Consider the following 16,374-nt stretch of genomic DNA (forward strand, 5'->3'; position numbering starts at 1 on the left):
AACGGCAAAAGTGTCAGGGATGTCTCCGAACACATGTCAACTATGTCTCAAGGCCATACAACAGAGGCGAGGATGACGGAGGGTGGGGAGGTTTCATCGCGCCGTAGGTGCTCACGCATGGCGGTGAGCGCCGCATTGTCTAATGGCGCATGGCAAGCACAGGGGCTTCGGCGACGAGGGCTACTTTAAGCTTTTCCAGGGCGCGGGTTTCGATCTGGCGGACGCGTTCCTTGGAGATGCCGAGGTCGGCGCCGAGTTCTTCGAGCGTGGCGCTGTCTTCGCAGAGGCGCCTGGCGCTGATGATCTTCATCTCGCGCTCGTTGAGCTGGCAAAGCGCGTGGCTGAGCCAGGTGCGGCGGCGCTCGCTGTCGATCATGTCGGAGACCTGCTCGTCGGGCAGGGGAGCGTCGCAGGCGAGAAGGTCGAGGCGCTCGCCGCCGTCTGATTCGCCCGAGGAGGAGATCGGCGCCTGCAGTGATGCGTCATTGCCGGAGAGGCGCGCGTCCATGGTCTGCACATCAGCAAGGCTGACGCCGAGCGCCACGGCGATTTCTTCATGCACGGCGCGCGCCGTCAGCTGGCGGTCGCCCTGGGCGAGCTTGGCGCGCAGGCGGCGCAGATTGAAGAACAGGGCTTTTTGCGCCGACGAGGTGCCGCCGCGCACGATCGACCAGTTGCGCAGCACATAATCCTGCATAGAAGCGCGGATCCACCAGCTGGCATAGGTGGAGAAGCGGACGTCGCGGCTCGGCTCGAACCGGGCTGCGGCTTCCAGAAGGCCGATATGGCCTTCCTGAACGAGATCGCTCATCGGCAGGCCGAAATTGCGGAACTTAGAGGCCATGGAAATCACCAGGCGCATATGCGCCATGGCGATCTTGTTGCGGGCATCCTGGTCCTGGTGGTCTTTCCAGGCCAAGGCCAACGCATGTTCCTCATCCCGTGCGAGATAGGGTGCCGCCATGGCGATCTTGATCATCCGCCGGTCTGCTGAGAGATTTTTCATCGGCTACTCCATGACGGGCACGAGGCGTGCCGCTGAACGATAGGTCGATAGGTAATTCGGGATTTCCAACGCCTGGTGCTTGACCAGAATTCGAACCGCCCTACTTCCCGTTAAGAGCCGAGGCCGGAGAGAGTGGCCGCGGCTGCCCGGATTTGCGCAAGGCACATAATCCGGACGCTTTCAAACGCGCGACCTGACGAAAAGGTTCCCTGCTGCGCTGCCGTATTTTTGCGGCGGCGGGCATTTTTTGCGGCGTGGCTGTGTTTGCGGCGAACAGCACAACCAGCGCGCGTTGCCTGGTCCGCTCGAATCACCTTGAGAAGCAAAAAGTGAAATCCGTCCTGCATTTAGCTTCTGCAGGACGGGCAAATCTTGTGTGACGTGATGATTGCTGCTTGCCGGAAAAGTTAAAAAAGCGTTAACTTTTGATGGTTGTCCCCATAAGTTGCCTGTGAGTTAGTTAAAGACAGGGCTTGGACGGGATTCCTGTTTGTCCGGCACGGGTCTAGAGTCGCGTTATGAAAACACTTTCCATCGAGGTGCGCCCGGGCGAGCCGAGGGACGCCATGTCCATATCGGACGTGCATCGCGTCTCGTGGCTGCAGGCCTATGGTGGCCTCATTCCACACAAGCCGCTGACCCAGATGGTGCACCGGCGCGACCATGCATGGTGGCGCAAGGCGACGCGCGGACCCTCGACGCTGCTGGTCGTCGAAGTGGCCGGCGTGATTGCCGGTTATGCGACCCTGGGCCTCAACCGTTCCCGCTCGCTGCCGCAGGAAGGCGAGGTCTATGAGATCTACCTGCGCCCGGAATATCAGGGCATCGGCCTTGGCCGCATCCTGTTCGGCGAAGCCAAAAGCCTGTTGAAATCGCTGGGCTGCCAGGGGCTCGTCGTCTGGTGCCTGGAAGACAGCCACCATGCCGACCGTTTCTTCCGCATGGCTGGTGGCCGCGATATCTGCGAGGGTATGGAGGATTTCGGCGAGAAGAACCTGAAAAAGATCGGCTATATCTGGGATTGATATTTTTGCCGGTCCTCAGGGATTTCGGAAGGAATGGCTGGGATCGGTTGCAAGCACGCCGCGAACCCCATGAAAAACCGCCTTATCTTTAGCGCAAACAAAACCCGCAGCATTTGCATCGGCGGCCTGACGGGCCAGCACGTTCGGCTCCGGATTTGACAGCGCATCGACATAACCGACGACACAGCCCCTGCCATCGCTTGCAGCAACTTTCGAGATGACGAGAACCTGACCGGTATCGGCGGGGGCGGGGCCAGGCTGCATGATGCCGGAATTGGAGATGAACCAGCGCTGGACGGCTGCTACCGGCAGTCCGCCATCGTCGAGCCGCCATTCGATCGTCCGTCCCGTATAGTTGTAGGCGCCAAAGGTCTCGAACGTGCCTTTGATAAAGGCTTGAGCCACCTTGCCGTAGAGAATGGCCTGGCGCAGTTCGACCTCCGTATAATAGACGGGATAATCGGCGTAGCCCTTGCACATCAGCACGATGGCGCCGCCCGGTTCGTCGTCGCCCGACAGCTGTTTGCAATGATCGGTATCGAGGGTCGTGTAGACGCTCTCATTGGCGCGGGCAGCCTGCGGCACGGCGATGATCAGGGCCAGCGATGCGAGAATGCAGACATGCTTCATCCTGGATGCTCCTGTTCACCGATCCTTCATATCCGGCACGAATATCCGCTGAAACGTCGCATTTTTCGGACGAAAACGAAAGTCATGTTGCGCCGCGTCATGTTTCCCGTTATCGGACTTGCCATCCGAAAAACTGGCCCGTGGGGGAAAACTCATGCGTATTGATGCAATTTCGATTGGAAAGAATCCGCCTGAAGATATCAACGTGATCGTCGAGGTTCCGGTTGGCGGGCATCCGATCAAGTATGAAATGGACAAGGAAGCCGGTACGCTGGTGGTCGACCGTTTCCTCTACACGCCGATGACCTATCCGGGAAATTACGGTTTCGTGCCGCACACGCTGTCGGAAGACGGCGATCCGATCGACGTGCTGATCGCATCCACCCGTCCGCTGGTTCCCGGCTGCGTCATCAACGTGCGCCCAATCGGCGTTTTGATGATGGAAGACAATTCCGGCAAGGACGAAAAGATCGTCGCCGTGCCGAACTACCAGCTAACCAAGCGCTACGACAAGGTGAAGGACTATACCGACCTTCCGGAAATCACCCTGCAGCAGATCGAGCATTTCTTCGAGCACTACAAGGACCTGGAGCCCGGCAAGTGGGTGAAGATCTATGGCTGGAAGGATGTCACCGTTGCCCAGCAGCTGATCCTCGAAGCTGTCGAGCGCGCCAAGGGCGAGAAGTAACAGCGCTGCAGATGCCTTGTCTTCCTTAGCGAAGCAAGGGTTTGTCGGGAATTCAATGCGTATGGCCACCTCATCCGGCCCTGCGGGCCACCTTCTCCCCGGTGGGGAGAAGAGGGTGGGTGGGGTGGCCGCCGCTCCGTAAAACAAAACCTCCGGATTGGGTGATCCGGAGGTTTTTTGTTGTTTGGGGTTCAAGCCTTGGGTTCGAAGGCTCGGGAAGGTTAGCTGAGCAGGGCGGCAGCGACGGTGGTGTTGAGGAAATACCAGAGGAAATAGAGAATGACCAAGACGACCAACGGCGAGAGATCGACGCCGCCCATATTGGGCAGCACGTTGCGGATCGGCCGGTAGAGCGGTTCCGTCAGCTGATAGAGCGAGCGGCCGATCATGTTGATGGCGTTGTTGTTCACGTTGATGACGTTGAAGGCGTAGAGCCAGGAAAAAATGGCCGAGGCGATGACCAGGAACCACGCAATGTTGATGATGAAATTCAGGGTCGCAATGACAGCAAGCATGCCGGTCTCCAATTCGTTGTTGACAGACATGTAGACATTGACGACTAAACCGGCAAGTCCGTGCTTTCGCGATGGGCCAAACATGTTTAATACGGCGGGATAGCCTGCCGTTGTTCGGAAAGATCGCCGCATGTCCGTCCTTCAGGGTGCTGACCGGTTCGCCGCGTTCCGGCATGTCTCCTACGCCCGGTTCTTCTTCGCCCGCTTCCTTGCATCCTTCGCCATCCAGATCATCAGCGTCTCGGTGGGCTGGCAGATGTACGAGCAGACGCAGAATACGCTTTATCTCGGCCTGATCGGCCTTTTCCAGTTCCTGCCGTCGCTGCTGTTGATCCTGATCACCGGATCGGTAGCCGACCGGCATTCGCGGCGCATGATCGTGTCGATCTGCATGATCATCAGCGCACTCTGCGCGGCGGCGCTGCTGGGGCTGACCATCGCCGATGCGTTTTCGCCCTGGCCGGTCTTTGCCATCCTGATCGTCTTCGGGATCGAGCGCGCCTTCATGGCGCCCGCCGTGCAGTCGCTGGCGCCCAACCTTGTTCCGGCCCGGGATCTCGCCAATGCCATCGCCTGGAATTCCTCCTCATGGCAGACCGCCGCCATTCTCGGTCCCGTCGCCGGCGGCCTGCTGTATGGGCTGAGCGCGCTTGTCGCCTATTCCGTGGCGCTTGCCTTCCTCGTCCTGTCGGCCATCCTCGTTTTCATGATCGAGAAGCCGGCGCAGCATAGTCTCAGCGAACCGCGCGACTGGACCTCGGTTCTGGCCGGCTTCAGGTTCATCCGTTCGGAAAAGATCGTGCTGGGGGCGATCTCGCTCGACCTGTTTGCGGTGCTTCTGGGCGGTGCCGTGGCGCTGATGCCGGTCTTTGCCAGCGAAATCCTGATCCTTGGGCCTCTCGGCCTGGGCCTGTTGCGGGCGGCGCCCGGCATCGGCGCGATCCTCGTGGCGGTGACGCTCGCAGCCTACCCGATCCGCCACCATGCCGGCCGGCTGATGTTTGCCGGGGTGGCGCTGTTTGGTCTCGGCACGGTGATCTTCGGCCTGTCGCAGGTTGCCTGGCTGTCGATCATGGCGCTGATGCTGATGGGCGGGGCGGACATGATCTCGGTCTATGTGCGCGAAACGCTGATCGCGCTGTGGACGCCGGATGCGGTGCGCGGCCGGGTCAATGCGGTCAACATGGTGTTTGTCGGCGCGTCAAACGAACTGGGCGAATTCCGCGCCGGTACGATGGCGCATTTCATCGGGGCTGTCCCGGCCGTCGTCATCGGCGGGGTTGGCACGCTGGCGGTCGCGGTGATCTGGGCGCTCGGCTTTCCGCAACTGCGCAAGATCGATTCGCTGGATGCGCCGGATCGTTCTGTTTCGGGGTGATGATCGGGTTTTGCGTGCGTGGTTGGCACCCCCTCTGCCGGCACTGCCGGCATCTCCCCCGCAAGGGGGGAGAGTGGCGGCACGCTTTCATGACCGGTCAGGCCGCCGCGATGGTGCGCCGATCATCGGTCCTGTCACCGAAAAGCATGTCACTTTTCCTCGTGCGCGGTTGCCTCCTCCACGACGTCGAGCTTCGCGGCCACCTCCTGCCGCTTGATGATCCGGTCCCTGCCGGATACGCCGAGCAGGTCAGCGATCCGCCAGATCACATGATCCTCCATCTCGCTGCGCTTGCCATCGGCATAGACAATCTCCCACAGCATGCCGATCAGGTCTATCCGCTGCTCCTCGGAAAAATGCCGCTTGATATCGGAGGTGAAGCGGAAGAAATCGATGGCCTGGCTTTCGGCGGTCTCGCCGGCGGCAATGAGGGCGTCGAGCGACGCATCGTCCAGTTGGTAGTGGTCCTTGACCATCGAGCGAATTTTCTTGCGCTCTTTCTCATGGACCTCGCCATCGGCCTCCATCACCTGGATGCAGAGGGCGGCGATGGCAATGCGGGGATCGCCGGGCTCGATGACAGGCGTTCCACTGCCGGTCAGGCCGTCGAGGAAAGTTCGAAAACGTTCAAACATGGCTTTCCGTTAAAGATCGGGGTTTCTTAAAACAGGCGAAATGTGGTCTTTTCCAAAGGCTTGCTGGCGTCTTCGCGCACGCCGGGATCATCCGGCGGGCGGCCGAAGAAGGGCTCGACGACCGTCTCAACAGGCTTGCCATCTGCAGTCGTCCTGCCGTCGCCAGCCTTGGCCGGGACCGGTTTTGGCTCCGTCTTCACCGTCTGCGGCACGATGACCGATTCGCTCGGGGCCGGAACGGCGATGGTCTTGACCACCGGCTCCTCCGGTTTTTCCTCGACTTCGATAACGTGGCTGGGGGCGTCGCCGGGCAAGGCGGAGGCCACGTCCTGTTCCGGCTGCGGCTCGTCCTTCGGTTCCGGTCGATGATGGACGATGGCCACCGGCGGCAGGCTGCGGATCGCCTCATCGGCGGCATCCGGCGTGCCGTCCTCGATCGGACCGGCGATCTGGGCGACCGGCTGTTTCCATTCGAACGCATCGAGACGGCCGCTGACGGGCGAGACGGGCAGCCATTCGGGTGCAGTGACGCCATCTGCGGTCCAGGCGGGGTCACGCGGGCTTTTCAGTGCCTGGTTCATCCAGTGGCGGATCCGGCCGTCATCATTGGTATCGGCCTCCTCGATATCGGCGAGCAGCAGAAAGATGCTTTCGCTCGGCTGGATCCGGGCTGCGGCTTCCGCCTTGGAGCGGGCAAGCGGCAGCTGGCGGGCCTCGAGCGCGCTTTCGGCAACGGCTGCCAGCGCAACCGCGTTGTTGGGGCGCAGCGCCTCCAGCTTGTTGGCACGCTTCAGCCGGTCGCTGGCGGAATCGCCGCTGCGGGCGCGGACATAGAGCTTGGCCACGTCCGGATGCGGGTCCTGCTTCCAGAGCTTTTCCAGAATACCGGCGCCCTTGCGCAGGTTGTCCTCGCGAAACAGCGCCTTGGCGGCGATGAGGCCGGCGGGAACGAGATCCTCGGCCAGCTTCAAGGCGGCCTGCGCATCGTCGCGGGCGCCCTTCGGATCGGCCTCCAGCTTTTCAGAGGCGCGCGCGGTCAACAGCACGGCCTTCTTGCGGTCGGCCTCCTTGCGTTCGATGACATGCGCCGTGCGGCTCTGGTCGAGCAGGCGGATGGCCTCATCCCACTGGCCGGTCTGGCTGCGGTAATCGAGCGCGGCCAGCGTTGCCCAGGGCAGGTGCGGCGCCTTGTCGGCGGCGCGCTCGGCATATTGGCGGGCCGCCTCGTTGGCGCCCAGCCGCTTGGCTTCGAGATAGAGACCGCGCAGGCCGAGTTCCCGGGTTTCCGGATCGTCGGCCATCAGCTCGAATTTCTTGCGGGCGTCGTCATATTTGCCTTCGATCAGCGCGGTCTGGGCTTCGAGCAGATGGATCAGCGGTTCCTGGTCGGCGCTCAACAGCCCACGGGTGCGGGCGGTCATCTTGCGGGCAAGGGCGCTATCGCCGGCGCCTGCGGCAATCAGGCCGGACGAGAGCGCCTGATAGCCACGGTCGCGCTTGCGGGCGCGGAAATAGCGGGAGATGGAATGGGGCGAGAGCCAGACGACGCGCACGAGCCAGACCGCAATCAGGATGGCTGCGATCAGCGAGGCGAGCAGCGTTGCCGCCACCATCAGGCTCATTTCGATGCGTTGACCCTGCCAGATCAGCGACAGTTCGCCGGGACGGTCGGCAAGCCACGCGAAGCCTGCGCCAAGGGCAAGGACGATGAGAACATAGAACAGAATACGGATCATGAACTCTTCCTTAGCCCTGGTTGGCCGTCATCGCGCCAGCAACGGTGGCGTCGATCAGACCCTCGACGCGGATGCGCTGGTCCAGCTTGGTCTTGAAGTCGGCACCGGCGGCCTTGGCCGGCTCCGGCAGAGTGTCCCATTCCAGGCTCGCGCCCTTGAGATCGCCATTGGTGAGCCTGTCCTCGATCCGGGCAACGACGGCCTCAGGGCCTTCGCCCTCGACGCTGCCGACGGGGCGGACGCGGATGGCCGAGGAGGCGCTGTCCATCAGGCGGGAGAAAACGCCCTGGTTGGGATCGGTGTGCCGCGTCGCCTCAAGCATCGCATCGGCAACATCCGGGAAATCGCGGACCAGATCGGCGCGTGGCGCGACCCCAGTTTTGGCATCCTCGGCAAGGCCCGTGACGGCTGCGTCTGTTGCGGCAATGCTCTTCAGTGCGTCGAGTTCGGCCAGGAACGGTCCGCCGCGGTCGATCGCTGTCTTTAGCGCGGTGACGGCGATGGCGCGCGCGAGCTGCACGTCGCTTGCCGGTTCGTCGATCTTCTTTTCGGCTGCATCGAGGCGGGTCGAAAGCTCGGATTTCGCGGCTTGCGTCGATTGCTGCGCATCGGCAAGCGCCGATTTCAGCGTGGCGATCTCGCCCGTCAGGTTGGTGATCTGGGCATCCAGGCCGGAAACATCGGCGGCCGCGCCATTGCCGGCTTCGGCTGTTTTCTTTTCCAGGTCGGTGATGCGGGTTTCCAGCGGGCCGAGATCGGCCGTCGCTGCCGGGGCGGATGCCAGCTGCGCCTTCAGCGCCTCGATATCGCCGGCAAGGCTCTGTTCGACGGCGCTATTGCCCGGCCCAAGCGAGGGCAGGATGCCGGCATATTGTAGGCCGCCAGCACCCAGAAGCGTGATCAGGCCGCCGAGAATGCCGGCAGCAAGCGCACCGGAATTCGACACGCGGCGCGGCTCGGAATAGGCCGGATCTGCGGAATGCTGCGTTGCCGTTGCAGCCGGTGCCGGTTTCTCGGCAAAGGCGGCAGCAGCGGCTTCGGCGCGGGCTTCTTCCTGTTCCGCTTCGGCTCTCGCCGCAGCAGTATCCAGAATATCTTCGCGCACCGGCTCAGCGGTTTCGCCGAGAGCGGTCTGGCCGTGATCCGGTTCATCCTTTATCTCAGCGGGCCGAATGCCCGTTGCGGCCTCTGCGGCTGCTTCGCGCTCTGCGGCTGCGTTGCCGTCATCGGGTCCCTCCGGTGGCACAGCGGTGGCATCGAGGTCGATCGTCAACGGCTCCTGCCCGGACTTCGAGCGGCGCGGAGGATTTTCCGGTCCCATGATGATCTCTTTCCGTTATCGCATGAACTTGGCGTACTGTCTTAAACCTAGACACGCGGCATGGATAGGGAAAGCCCCCAAGCGACAATTCCTTGACCGGACTGTGTTAACGCGCCGCCGGTCGCGTGGCGCTGACGCAATCAGAGCAGGGCGAGAAGGGCGTCTTCGGAGGGTTGCGAGGCGACGGCAACCGGGCCGAAACCAGGCGGTACCGCGTCTGCCACATGCTGACTGAGGCAGATCAGCCGCAGGCCGGACAGCGTGGCTGCCGTTTGCGGAGACAGCAGCGCGAAAAAATACCGCGCGGTTTCATGCGAATAGAGCAAAGCCAGATCCGGTACGGGCGGACGCAGCACCTGGTCGACCATTTCAGGCGGGTGGGCGATGGCTGACATGCGGTAGGTTTCGGCGGTGCGGCAGGCAATGCCTGCGGCCTTCAAGCCTTCTTCGAATGCCGGAGAGCGCGGCCAGCCGGCGAGATAGACCAGGCCGGCGGGAAGGCTTGCCGATGCACCGGCGGCGATGCCTGCCAGCGACACTCCGGTTCCATCGCCGGTGATCACCTGCCGGAAGCCCAGGCGCTGCGCCGCCAGCGCCGTTGCCTTGCCGACACAATAGACCGGTGTTTCACCATGCGGCGCGATACGGTCGAGATAGGGCGCCAGTGCCCGGCAGGCTTCGGCGCTAGTGATCGCGATGGCGCTGTGGGGATGGCTGAGCGCTTCCAGCGCGACCTGAGGCTGATGGGTGGCTTCCATGACCGGCAGGAGAATGGCGGTGTGGCCCATTGCTTCCAGCCTTGCCGCCGTCACCGCTGCCGCAGGCTGCGGCCGGGTGACGAGAATGCGCAAGGGCACAGATGAGGCGACAGGCATGGGCTCAGGCCCAGCTCGAAAAGAAATCCGGTCCCGCATCGATGCGGATATCGTCTCCGGCCTTGGCGCCGAGCTGTTCGGCATCCGACGCCTTGCCTTCGGTGGACACGCGGAAATATTCGCGGCCGTCCGGGGTCAGCACCATTCCGGAAAAGCGGATGTATTCGCCGTCCGAGACCGCGTAACCGGCGATCGGCGTGCGGCAGGAGCCGTCAAGCGTCGCCAGAAATGCCCGTTCGCAGGTGACGGCTTCGTGGGTTCTCAGGTGGTTGACCGGTTCGAGCAGCGCATTGATGGCGGCGTCGCCGATGCGGCTCTCAATACAGATGGCGCCCTGCGCCGGGGCAGGCGGGAAGCTTTCGGGATCGAGCAGTTCGGTCGGCACGTCTTCCTTGCCAAGCCTTTTCAGGCCGGCAAACGCAAGCAGCGTCGCATCCACCTGGCCTTCTGCCAGTTTCCTTAGCCGGGTATCGACCAGGCCGCGATAGGTGATGACGTTGATATCCGGGCGCAGGCGCTTGATCAAAGCCTGGCGGCGCAGCGACGAGGAACCGATGGTGGCGCCCTCCGGCAGGTCGAGCAGCTTAGCGGCAGTGCGGCCAACAAAGGCATCGCGGGCATCTTCGCGCGGCAGGTAGGCGGAGAGGAACAGGCCGGTTGGAAGTTTGGTCGGCATGTCCTTGGAGGAATGCACGGCAAAATCCAGCCCGCCGGAGATGAGCATATCCTCCAGTTCCTGGGTGAAGAGGCCCTTGCCGCCGATTTCCGACAGCGAGCGGTCGGTGATCCGGTCGCCCATGGTCGAGAGCACGACGATCTCGAACATTCCAGCGGGAAAGCCATGCGCCGCCATCAGCCGGTCCCGTGTTTCATGGGCCTGCGCCAGCGCCAGCGGGCTGCCCCGCGTGCCGATCCGGAAAGGTTTTGTTTGCATCCACTGCGATCCGTTGTTACCGGAGTTCCGTGTAACCGCCTTTCCCCGTGACCGCAATATTCGAGTCCCATCGCCCATGTCCGCCCCCTTGCGCATTCTCGGTATCGAAACAAGCTGCGACGAAACCGCCGCTTCCGTCGTATCGCGCGATGAAAACGGCCATGGCGAAATCCTGGGCGACGTGGTTTTGAGCCAGCTGGAAGAGCATAGCGCCTATGGCGGCGTGGTGCCCGAGATCGCCGCGCGCGCCCATGTCGAGGCGCTGGATACGCTGATCGAGGAGGCGCTGTTGCGCGCCGGCGTCACGCTTTCGGATATCGATGCGATTGCCGCCACCAGCGGGCCCGGCCTGATCGGCGGGCTGCTGGTCGGCCTGATGACCGGCAAGGCGATGGCGCGCGCTTCGGGAAAGCCGCTCTATGCCGTCAACCATCTGGAGGGCCATGCGCTGACGGCGCGGCTGACCGACGAGCTGGCCTTTCCCTATCTGATGCTTCTGGTTTCCGGCGGCCATACGCAGCTGATCCTGGTGAAGGATGTCGGCTCCTACGAGCGCTGGGGCACGACGATCGACGATGCGCTAGGCGAAGCCTTCGACAAGACGGCAAAGCTTCTCGGCCTGCCCTATCCGGGCGGACCGGCGGTCGAACGTGCGGCAAAAAGCGGCAATCCGGACCGGTTTTCCTTTCCGCGTCCGCTGGTCGGCGAGGCGCGGCTCGATTTTTCGTTTTCCGGCCTGAAGACCGCCGTTCGCCAGGCCGCGCAGTCGATCGCGCCGGTGAGCGAGCAGGACATCGCCGATATCTGCGCCTCTTTCCAGAAGGCGATTTCGCGCACGCTGAAGGACCGGATCGGCCGGGGGCTTGCGCGCTTCAAGGAGCAGTTTTCCGGGACGGTGGCGCATCCCGCACTTGTGGTCGCGGGCGGGGTCGCCGCCAACCAGGCGCTGCGATCCACGCTGCAGGAACTCTGCGACACGAACGGCTTCCGCTTCATCGCGCCGCCCCTGCAGCTGTGCACCGACAATGCGGCGATGATCGCCTGGGCGGGCGCCGAGCGCATGGCGGCGGGATTGCCGGCCGATGATCTCGATGTGGCGCCGCGCTCGCGCTGGCCGCTGGATGCGGATGCAAAGGCCCTGATCGGTTTCGGCAAGCGGGGAGCAAAGGCTTAGATGGCGGACCTTGGGCGGACAGATCGTATCGTCGTCGTCGGTTCCGGCGCTTTCGGAACCGCGCTGGCGGCGGTTGCTGCCGCATCCGGCAAGGTGCCGGTGACGCTGCTGACCCGCCGCGAAAGCATTGTCGAGGATTTCAGGCAAACCGGCCGCAACGACAGCGCCCTGCCGGGCATCGACCTGCCGGGCACGCTCGATGTTTCCGACGATCCGGCGGCGCTGGAGGGTGCCGGCATCGTGCTCTTCGCCATGCCATCGCAGGCGCAGCGCGAGGCCGGGCGTTCGCTGCATGGTTTTATCGGCAAGGGTGCCGATGTGGTGATCTGCGCCAAGGGTATGGAGCGCGCCAGCGGCCGGTTGCTCACCGATGTCGTCGAAGAAGAATTGCATCTGCAGAATGTCGCCGTGCTGTCCGGGCCGGGTTTTGCCGCCGATATCGCCAAGGGTCTGCCCACCGCGATGGTGATTGCGGCCGGCACGATCGAGCGGGCGGCTGTTCTGGCCGAAGCGCTGTCGGGTGCGACATTCCGGCTTTATCCGTCCGCTGACCGCATCGGCGTGCAGCTTGGCGGCGCGTTGAAGAATGTGCTGGCAATCGCCTGCGGCATTGTGGAAGGCGCAGGTCTTGGCGATTCGGCCCGGGCGGCGCTGATTGCGCGGGGCTTGGCCGAAATGTCGCGCTTCGTGGCGGCGCGCGGCGGCGAGGCCGGTACGGTGCGCGGGCTTTCCGGGCTGGGCGATCTCGTGCTGACGGCCACCAGCCACCAGTCGCGCAATCTGCGCTACGGCATCGCGCTCGGGCAAAGCGGCAGTGCAAAAGGGCATTCTGGAGAACTGGTCGAGGGCGCGTTTGCCGCCTCGGTGGCCGCCGATGTCGCCCGCAGTCTCGGCGTCGATATGCCGGTGACCGGGGCGGTTGCCGATATCATCGATGGAAAGATGGATGTGAGGACAGCGCTGGAACAGCTGATGTCGCGGCCGATCACCCAGGAATAATCACCTCTCAAAAACGGACAACCAAGGAGAAGACCATGCTGTTTGCGGTTCTGTGCACGGACAAGCCGAATGCCCTGCAGGTGCGGATGGACGCCCGTCCCGAGCACGTCGCGTTTCTGAACGATCTCAATGCCAAGGGCGAGCTCGCCTTCGCCGGACCGTTCCTCGACGATGCCGGCAAGCCGAACGGCAGCCTGGTGGTCATCCAGGCCGAGACGATCGACGATGCGCGGGCAATCGCGGACGCCGACCCCTATGCCAAGGCCGGCCTGTTTGCCAATGTCGATATCAAGCCCTGGAACTGGGTCTTCAACAAGCCGGAGGCTTGAGCGTGGGTTACTGGCTCTACAAGTCCGAACCGTTCAAATGGTCCTGGGCGATGCAGAAGGATGCGGGCGCCAAGGGGACCGAATGGACCGGCGTGCGCAACTATCTCGCACGCAACAACATGCGGGCGATGCAGATCGGCGACAAGGGCTTCTTCTACCATTCCAACGAGGGGCTGGAGATCGTTGGGATCACCGAAGTCTGCGCGCTGTCGCATCCCGATTCGACCGCCGAGGGCGATCCGAAATGGGACTGCGTCGATATCCGCGCCGTCTGCGACCTGCCGAACCCGATTTCGCTGAAGGACATCAAGGCCAATCCGAAATTCGAAAAGATGGCGCTGGTAACGTCGATGCGGCTTTCGGTGCAGCCGGTCACCGAGGTGGAATATCTGGAGATCTGCCGGCTGGGCGGGCTGGATAATCCGCCGCGGTGACTTTTCGCGATCGGCTATGATGGCTGGGACAGGATTCCCTTTGGACGGGGAAAGCCGGCGATTTCCTCTTCTCCCCAGCGGGGAGAAGTGCCGAGCGTAGCGAGGCGATGAGGGGGCGTTTCGGCAAACTCAGAAGCCTATGGAGGTGGCCTTCGGCCCCCCTCATCCGGCCCGTTGGGCCACCTTCTCCCCGCTGGGGAGAAGAGGGACCGTTACCCCCGTCGGCCAATCATAAACCGGAAGACTGATCACGCGTGAAAACCGATCCCGAAACCTTCATCCGCGACAACACGGATATCATGGCGCCGCCGCATGTGCCGGAAATACGGCTGCATCTGGCGAGCGAAGCCCATGATCTGTGGCTGAAGACGGAGGAGGAGCTGGAGGAGATCGGTTTGCCGCCGCCGTTCTGGGCGTTTGCCTGGGCGGGCGGGCAGGGGCTGGCGCGGCATGTTCTGGATCATCCGGACCTGGTTGCGGGTAAGCATGTGATCGATTTTGCCTCAGGCTCGGGTCTCGTGGCAATTGCGGCGATGAAGGCGGGGGCGGCGTCCGTGCTGGCCGTCGATATCGATCCGTGGACCGAAACGGCGATCCGGCTCAATGCCGGGCTGAACGGCGTTGATGTTTCCTCGGCGGGACTGGACATGATCGGCACCGGGCGCGATGCGGATGTCTATCTGGCGGGCGATGTCTTCTATGACAAGGCTTTTGCCGACCGGATCGTGCCCTGGCTGAGCGCGCTGGCAAAAAGCGGTGCCGATGTTCTCGTCGGCGATCCCGGCCGCGCCTATTGCCCGCGAGACCAGATGCAGATGCTGGCGACCTATCAGGTGCCGGTGACCCGGGCGCTGGAGGACAGCGAAGTCAAGAAGACCACGGTATGGCGGTTTCTATAGGGGGTGCCGGATCCTGCGGTGCCGGCTGATCCTGACCGTCTATCACCTGCGGATGACGCAGACGCCGGATTCCCAGGAGCAGGCGCGGTCGGCGGTCGAGGGGGTGACGCGGATGATTTTCGGGCGGGCAGCAGGATAGGTCATGCCGGTATCATCGGAATAATAGCCGTAACCGTTGCGTTCCGAGCGGAAATAGGTGCCGTTGCCGGGATCGGTCCAGGCGGAAAGGCCGCCGAAATAGGTGCCGCCATTGGCATGCGACGGGAAACCGTCATCGCCATAGGAATGGTCCCAACCGTTCCGGCGCTGGCCGCGATCGTCGCGCATCCGATCGTTTCGCACTCTGTAGTCGCGCACTGGAATCGTCGGATCGTAGCGGTCGCGTCCATAGCGTGGTGCAAAATGACCGCGATTGGCATGGCGCCGGTCGAACCGGAACCGGTCATGGCGGCGATCGTGGCGATCCCAGCGCGCTCTGCGGTCGCGGCGGTCAAAATGATGATCGGCAGTCACGCCGGAAATGGCTTCGTGGCGGCTGCGGTTGGGGCGATGGTCATGCGACCGTTCGACATGCGGCCGGCGGGCATGGTGTCTCTCGCTCGTGCGATCACGCGCTTCGGCAAAATTGGCAAACGAGAAGATCACGGCGAGCGCCGCAATCACGACTTTTGTCGCATTCTGCATGATGATTGGACGCATTTCCTGCAGCCCTCCGGATGGTTCTTAACAAATCCTTAAGAGCCAATGTGGGGCAGGTGCCGGAGAAAGTCACGGATTGCCTTGAATTTTCACGGCTTATCGTTAACGCGACGGCCAAAGGCACCCGCCAAGCCGTCCTGTTTTCGTCTAATCGATTAAATTGATTTTGCAGTGCAAACACACTTGTCGTTCATCAATATGGTGATTAAACGTCGGCTGACTGAATTGCGCACAATCAGGTGCAATACCGGATGAAAATAGTCCAGTTTTTGGGCATCTTTCCGGGTCTTCCGTGAGGTTCAGATGACGAATGTCACCAAAAGCCGGCCGCTTTCGCCGCATCTACAAATCTATAAGCCGATTCCGACCATGGTCATGTCCATTGTGCACCGCATCACCGGTTGTGCCCTGTACTTCGGCACGGTGCTTGTTGCCTGGTGGCTGATCGCCGCTGCCAGCGGGCCGGCATATTACGACTGGGCCATGTGGGCCTTCGGTACGATCATCGGCCAGCTCATTCTGTTTGGTTATACCTGGGCGCTGGTGCATCATCTGTTCGGGGGTCTGCGGCACTTCGTCTGGGATCTCGGTTACGGGTATGAAAAGCATTTTGCGACCAAGCTTGCCATTGCCAATCTGATCGGCTCGGTCGCGGTGACCGCGCTGATCTGGATCGTCGGCTACGTTGTTCGCTGAGAGGACAAGAATTCCATGGATATGCGTACTCCCCTCGGCAAGGTTCGCGGCCTCGGTTCGGCCAAGGAAGGCACCGATCATTTCTGGCGCCAGCGGCTGACCGCCGTTGCCAACGTGCCGCTGATCATCTTCTTCGTGCTGTTCCTGATCAAATATGCAGGCGCGCCCTATGCCGAGGTTGTCGTTGCCTTGTCGAACCCCTTCGTGGCGGTGGTCATGGGTCTGGTCGTCCTCTCTGGCCTGATCCATATGAAGCTCGGCATGCAGGTCGTCATCGAGGACTATGTCCACGGCGAAGGCGCCAAGGTCGTCCTCGTCATGCTCAATACATTTTTTGCGATCGCAGTTGGCGGGCTCTGTCTTTTCGCCATCCTGAAGATCGCGTTTGCAGGGTAATTCAA

General features: G+C 62.5%; 19 protein-coding genes. 10 read left to right on the forward strand and 9 right to left on the reverse strand.

The annotated features are described in order from the left end of the window. Window positions 1-139: 139 nt before the first annotated feature. The gene (locus ASD32_RS15685; protein WP_060638993.1) at window positions 140-1,006 is read right to left on the reverse strand and encodes an RNA polymerase factor sigma-32; all 867 of its coding nucleotides are present in this window, start codon (window positions 1,004-1,006) and stop codon (window positions 140-142) included. A gap of 518 nt (window positions 1,007-1,524) precedes the next feature. Between ASD32_RS15685 and ASD32_RS15695 the strand changes: the two genes are divergently transcribed. Beyond that, window positions 1,525-2,031 carry a GNAT family N-acetyltransferase gene (locus ASD32_RS15695; protein ID WP_060638995.1) on the forward strand — a complete coding sequence of 169 codons (507 nt, stop codon included), beginning with the start codon at window positions 1,525-1,527 and terminating at the stop codon, window positions 2,029-2,031. A 15-nt stretch (window positions 2,032-2,046) separates the two neighbouring features. Here ASD32_RS15695 and ASD32_RS15700 read toward each other — a convergent pair whose 3' ends face one another. Beyond that, window positions 2,047-2,661, reverse strand: coding sequence for a hypothetical protein (locus ASD32_RS15700; protein ID WP_060638996.1), 615 nt, complete (start codon window positions 2,659-2,661; stop codon window positions 2,047-2,049). Window positions 2,662-2,815: 154 nt separating this feature from the next. On the opposite strand from ASD32_RS15700, the gene ppa reads away from it, so the two are divergent. Further along, window positions 2,816-3,349: an inorganic diphosphatase gene (gene ppa / locus ASD32_RS15705; RefSeq protein ID WP_060638997.1), complete on the forward strand. Its 534-nt coding sequence runs from the start codon at window positions 2,816-2,818 to the stop codon at window positions 3,347-3,349. Window positions 3,350-3,570: 221 nt separating this feature from the next. Here ppa and ASD32_RS15710 read toward each other — a convergent pair whose 3' ends face one another. Further along, window positions 3,571-3,864: a YggT family protein gene (locus ASD32_RS15710; RefSeq protein ID WP_113241811.1), complete on the reverse strand. Its 294-nt coding sequence runs from the start codon at window positions 3,862-3,864 to the stop codon at window positions 3,571-3,573. 130 nt (window positions 3,865-3,994) lie between these two features. Here ASD32_RS15710 and ASD32_RS15715 point away from each other — a divergent pair, with 130 nt between their 5' ends. Continuing rightward, window positions 3,995-5,242 (forward strand): MFS transporter, encoded by a 1,248-nt coding sequence (locus ASD32_RS15715; protein WP_060638998.1) that lies wholly within the window; start codon window positions 3,995-3,997, stop codon window positions 5,240-5,242. A gap of 149 nt (window positions 5,243-5,391) precedes the next feature. On the opposite strand, the gene ASD32_RS15720 is transcribed toward ASD32_RS15715, so the two are convergent. The 5 genes from ASD32_RS15720 to hemC all read right to left on the reverse strand — a co-directional run bounded on the left by ASD32_RS15720 (window position 5,392) and on the right by hemC (window position 10,743). Continuing rightward, window positions 5,392-5,877, reverse strand: coding sequence for a TerB family tellurite resistance protein (locus tag ASD32_RS15720; protein ID WP_060638999.1), 486 nt, complete (start codon window positions 5,875-5,877; stop codon window positions 5,392-5,394). Between the two features lie 26 nt (window positions 5,878-5,903). Further along, window positions 5,904-7,613, reverse strand: coding sequence for a heme biosynthesis protein HemY (locus ASD32_RS15725; protein WP_060639000.1), 1,710 nt, complete (start codon window positions 7,611-7,613; stop codon window positions 5,904-5,906). 10 nt (window positions 7,614-7,623) lie between these two features. Continuing rightward, entirely contained in the window at window positions 7,624-8,934 is a 1,311-nt protein-coding gene (locus tag ASD32_RS15730) for a COG4223 family protein (RefSeq protein ID WP_060639001.1), read from the reverse strand. Between the two features lie 140 nt (window positions 8,935-9,074). Continuing rightward, window positions 9,075-9,809, reverse strand: coding sequence for a uroporphyrinogen-III synthase (locus ASD32_RS15735; RefSeq protein ID WP_162252671.1), 735 nt, complete (start codon window positions 9,807-9,809; stop codon window positions 9,075-9,077). Between the two features lie 4 nt (window positions 9,810-9,813). After that, a complete protein-coding gene (hemC, locus tag ASD32_RS15740; protein WP_060639003.1) occupies window positions 9,814-10,743 on the reverse strand; it encodes a hydroxymethylbilane synthase in 930 nt (309 codons plus the stop codon). 76 nt (window positions 10,744-10,819) lie between these two features. Here hemC and tsaD point away from each other — a divergent pair, with 76 nt between their 5' ends. The 5 genes from tsaD to ASD32_RS15765 all read left to right on the forward strand — a co-directional run bounded on the left by tsaD (window position 10,820) and on the right by ASD32_RS15765 (window position 14,578). Next, a complete protein-coding gene (tsaD, locus tag ASD32_RS15745; protein ID WP_060639004.1) occupies window positions 10,820-11,917 on the forward strand; it encodes a tRNA (adenosine(37)-N6)-threonylcarbamoyltransferase complex transferase subunit TsaD in 1,098 nt (365 codons plus the stop codon). After that, the gene (locus tag ASD32_RS15750) at window positions 11,918-12,916 is read left to right on the forward strand and encodes an NAD(P)H-dependent glycerol-3-phosphate dehydrogenase (RefSeq protein WP_060639005.1); all 999 of its coding nucleotides are present in this window, start codon (window positions 11,918-11,920) and stop codon (window positions 12,914-12,916) included. Window positions 12,917-12,951: 35 nt separating this feature from the next. Continuing rightward, the gene (locus ASD32_RS15755; protein ID WP_060639006.1) at window positions 12,952-13,245 is read left to right on the forward strand and encodes a YciI-like protein; all 294 of its coding nucleotides are present in this window, start codon (window positions 12,952-12,954) and stop codon (window positions 13,243-13,245) included. Between the two features lie 2 nt (window positions 13,246-13,247). Beyond that, complete coding sequence (locus ASD32_RS15760) at window positions 13,248-13,679, forward strand: EVE domain-containing protein (RefSeq protein ID WP_060639007.1); 432 nt, start codon at window positions 13,248-13,250, stop codon at window positions 13,677-13,679. Between the two features lie 254 nt (window positions 13,680-13,933). Next, window positions 13,934-14,578, forward strand: a complete 645-nt coding sequence (locus ASD32_RS15765; protein ID WP_060639008.1) for a methyltransferase — start codon at window positions 13,934-13,936, stop codon at window positions 14,576-14,578. Between the two features lie 42 nt (window positions 14,579-14,620). On the opposite strand, the gene ASD32_RS15770 is transcribed toward ASD32_RS15765, so the two are convergent. Further along, window positions 14,621-15,262 (reverse strand): hypothetical protein, encoded by a 642-nt coding sequence (locus ASD32_RS15770; RefSeq protein ID WP_156383202.1) that lies wholly within the window; start codon window positions 15,260-15,262, stop codon window positions 14,621-14,623. A 318-nt stretch (window positions 15,263-15,580) separates the two neighbouring features. Between ASD32_RS15770 and sdhC the strand changes: the two genes are divergently transcribed. Next, window positions 15,581-15,973 (forward strand): succinate dehydrogenase, cytochrome b556 subunit, encoded by a 393-nt coding sequence (gene sdhC, locus ASD32_RS15775; RefSeq protein ID WP_060639010.1) that lies wholly within the window; start codon window positions 15,581-15,583, stop codon window positions 15,971-15,973. Between the two features lie 15 nt (window positions 15,974-15,988). Beyond that, on the forward strand, window positions 15,989-16,369 hold the full coding sequence (gene sdhD / locus ASD32_RS15780; RefSeq protein ID WP_060639011.1) for a succinate dehydrogenase, hydrophobic membrane anchor protein: 381 nt from the start codon (window positions 15,989-15,991) through the stop codon (window positions 16,367-16,369). The last annotated feature ends 5 nt before the right edge of the window (window positions 16,370-16,374 follow it).

This window comes from Rhizobium sp. Root483D2 (assembly GCF_001426685.1).
GTDB classification, from domain to species: domain Bacteria; phylum Pseudomonadota; class Alphaproteobacteria; order Rhizobiales; family Rhizobiaceae; genus Pararhizobium; species Pararhizobium qamdonense.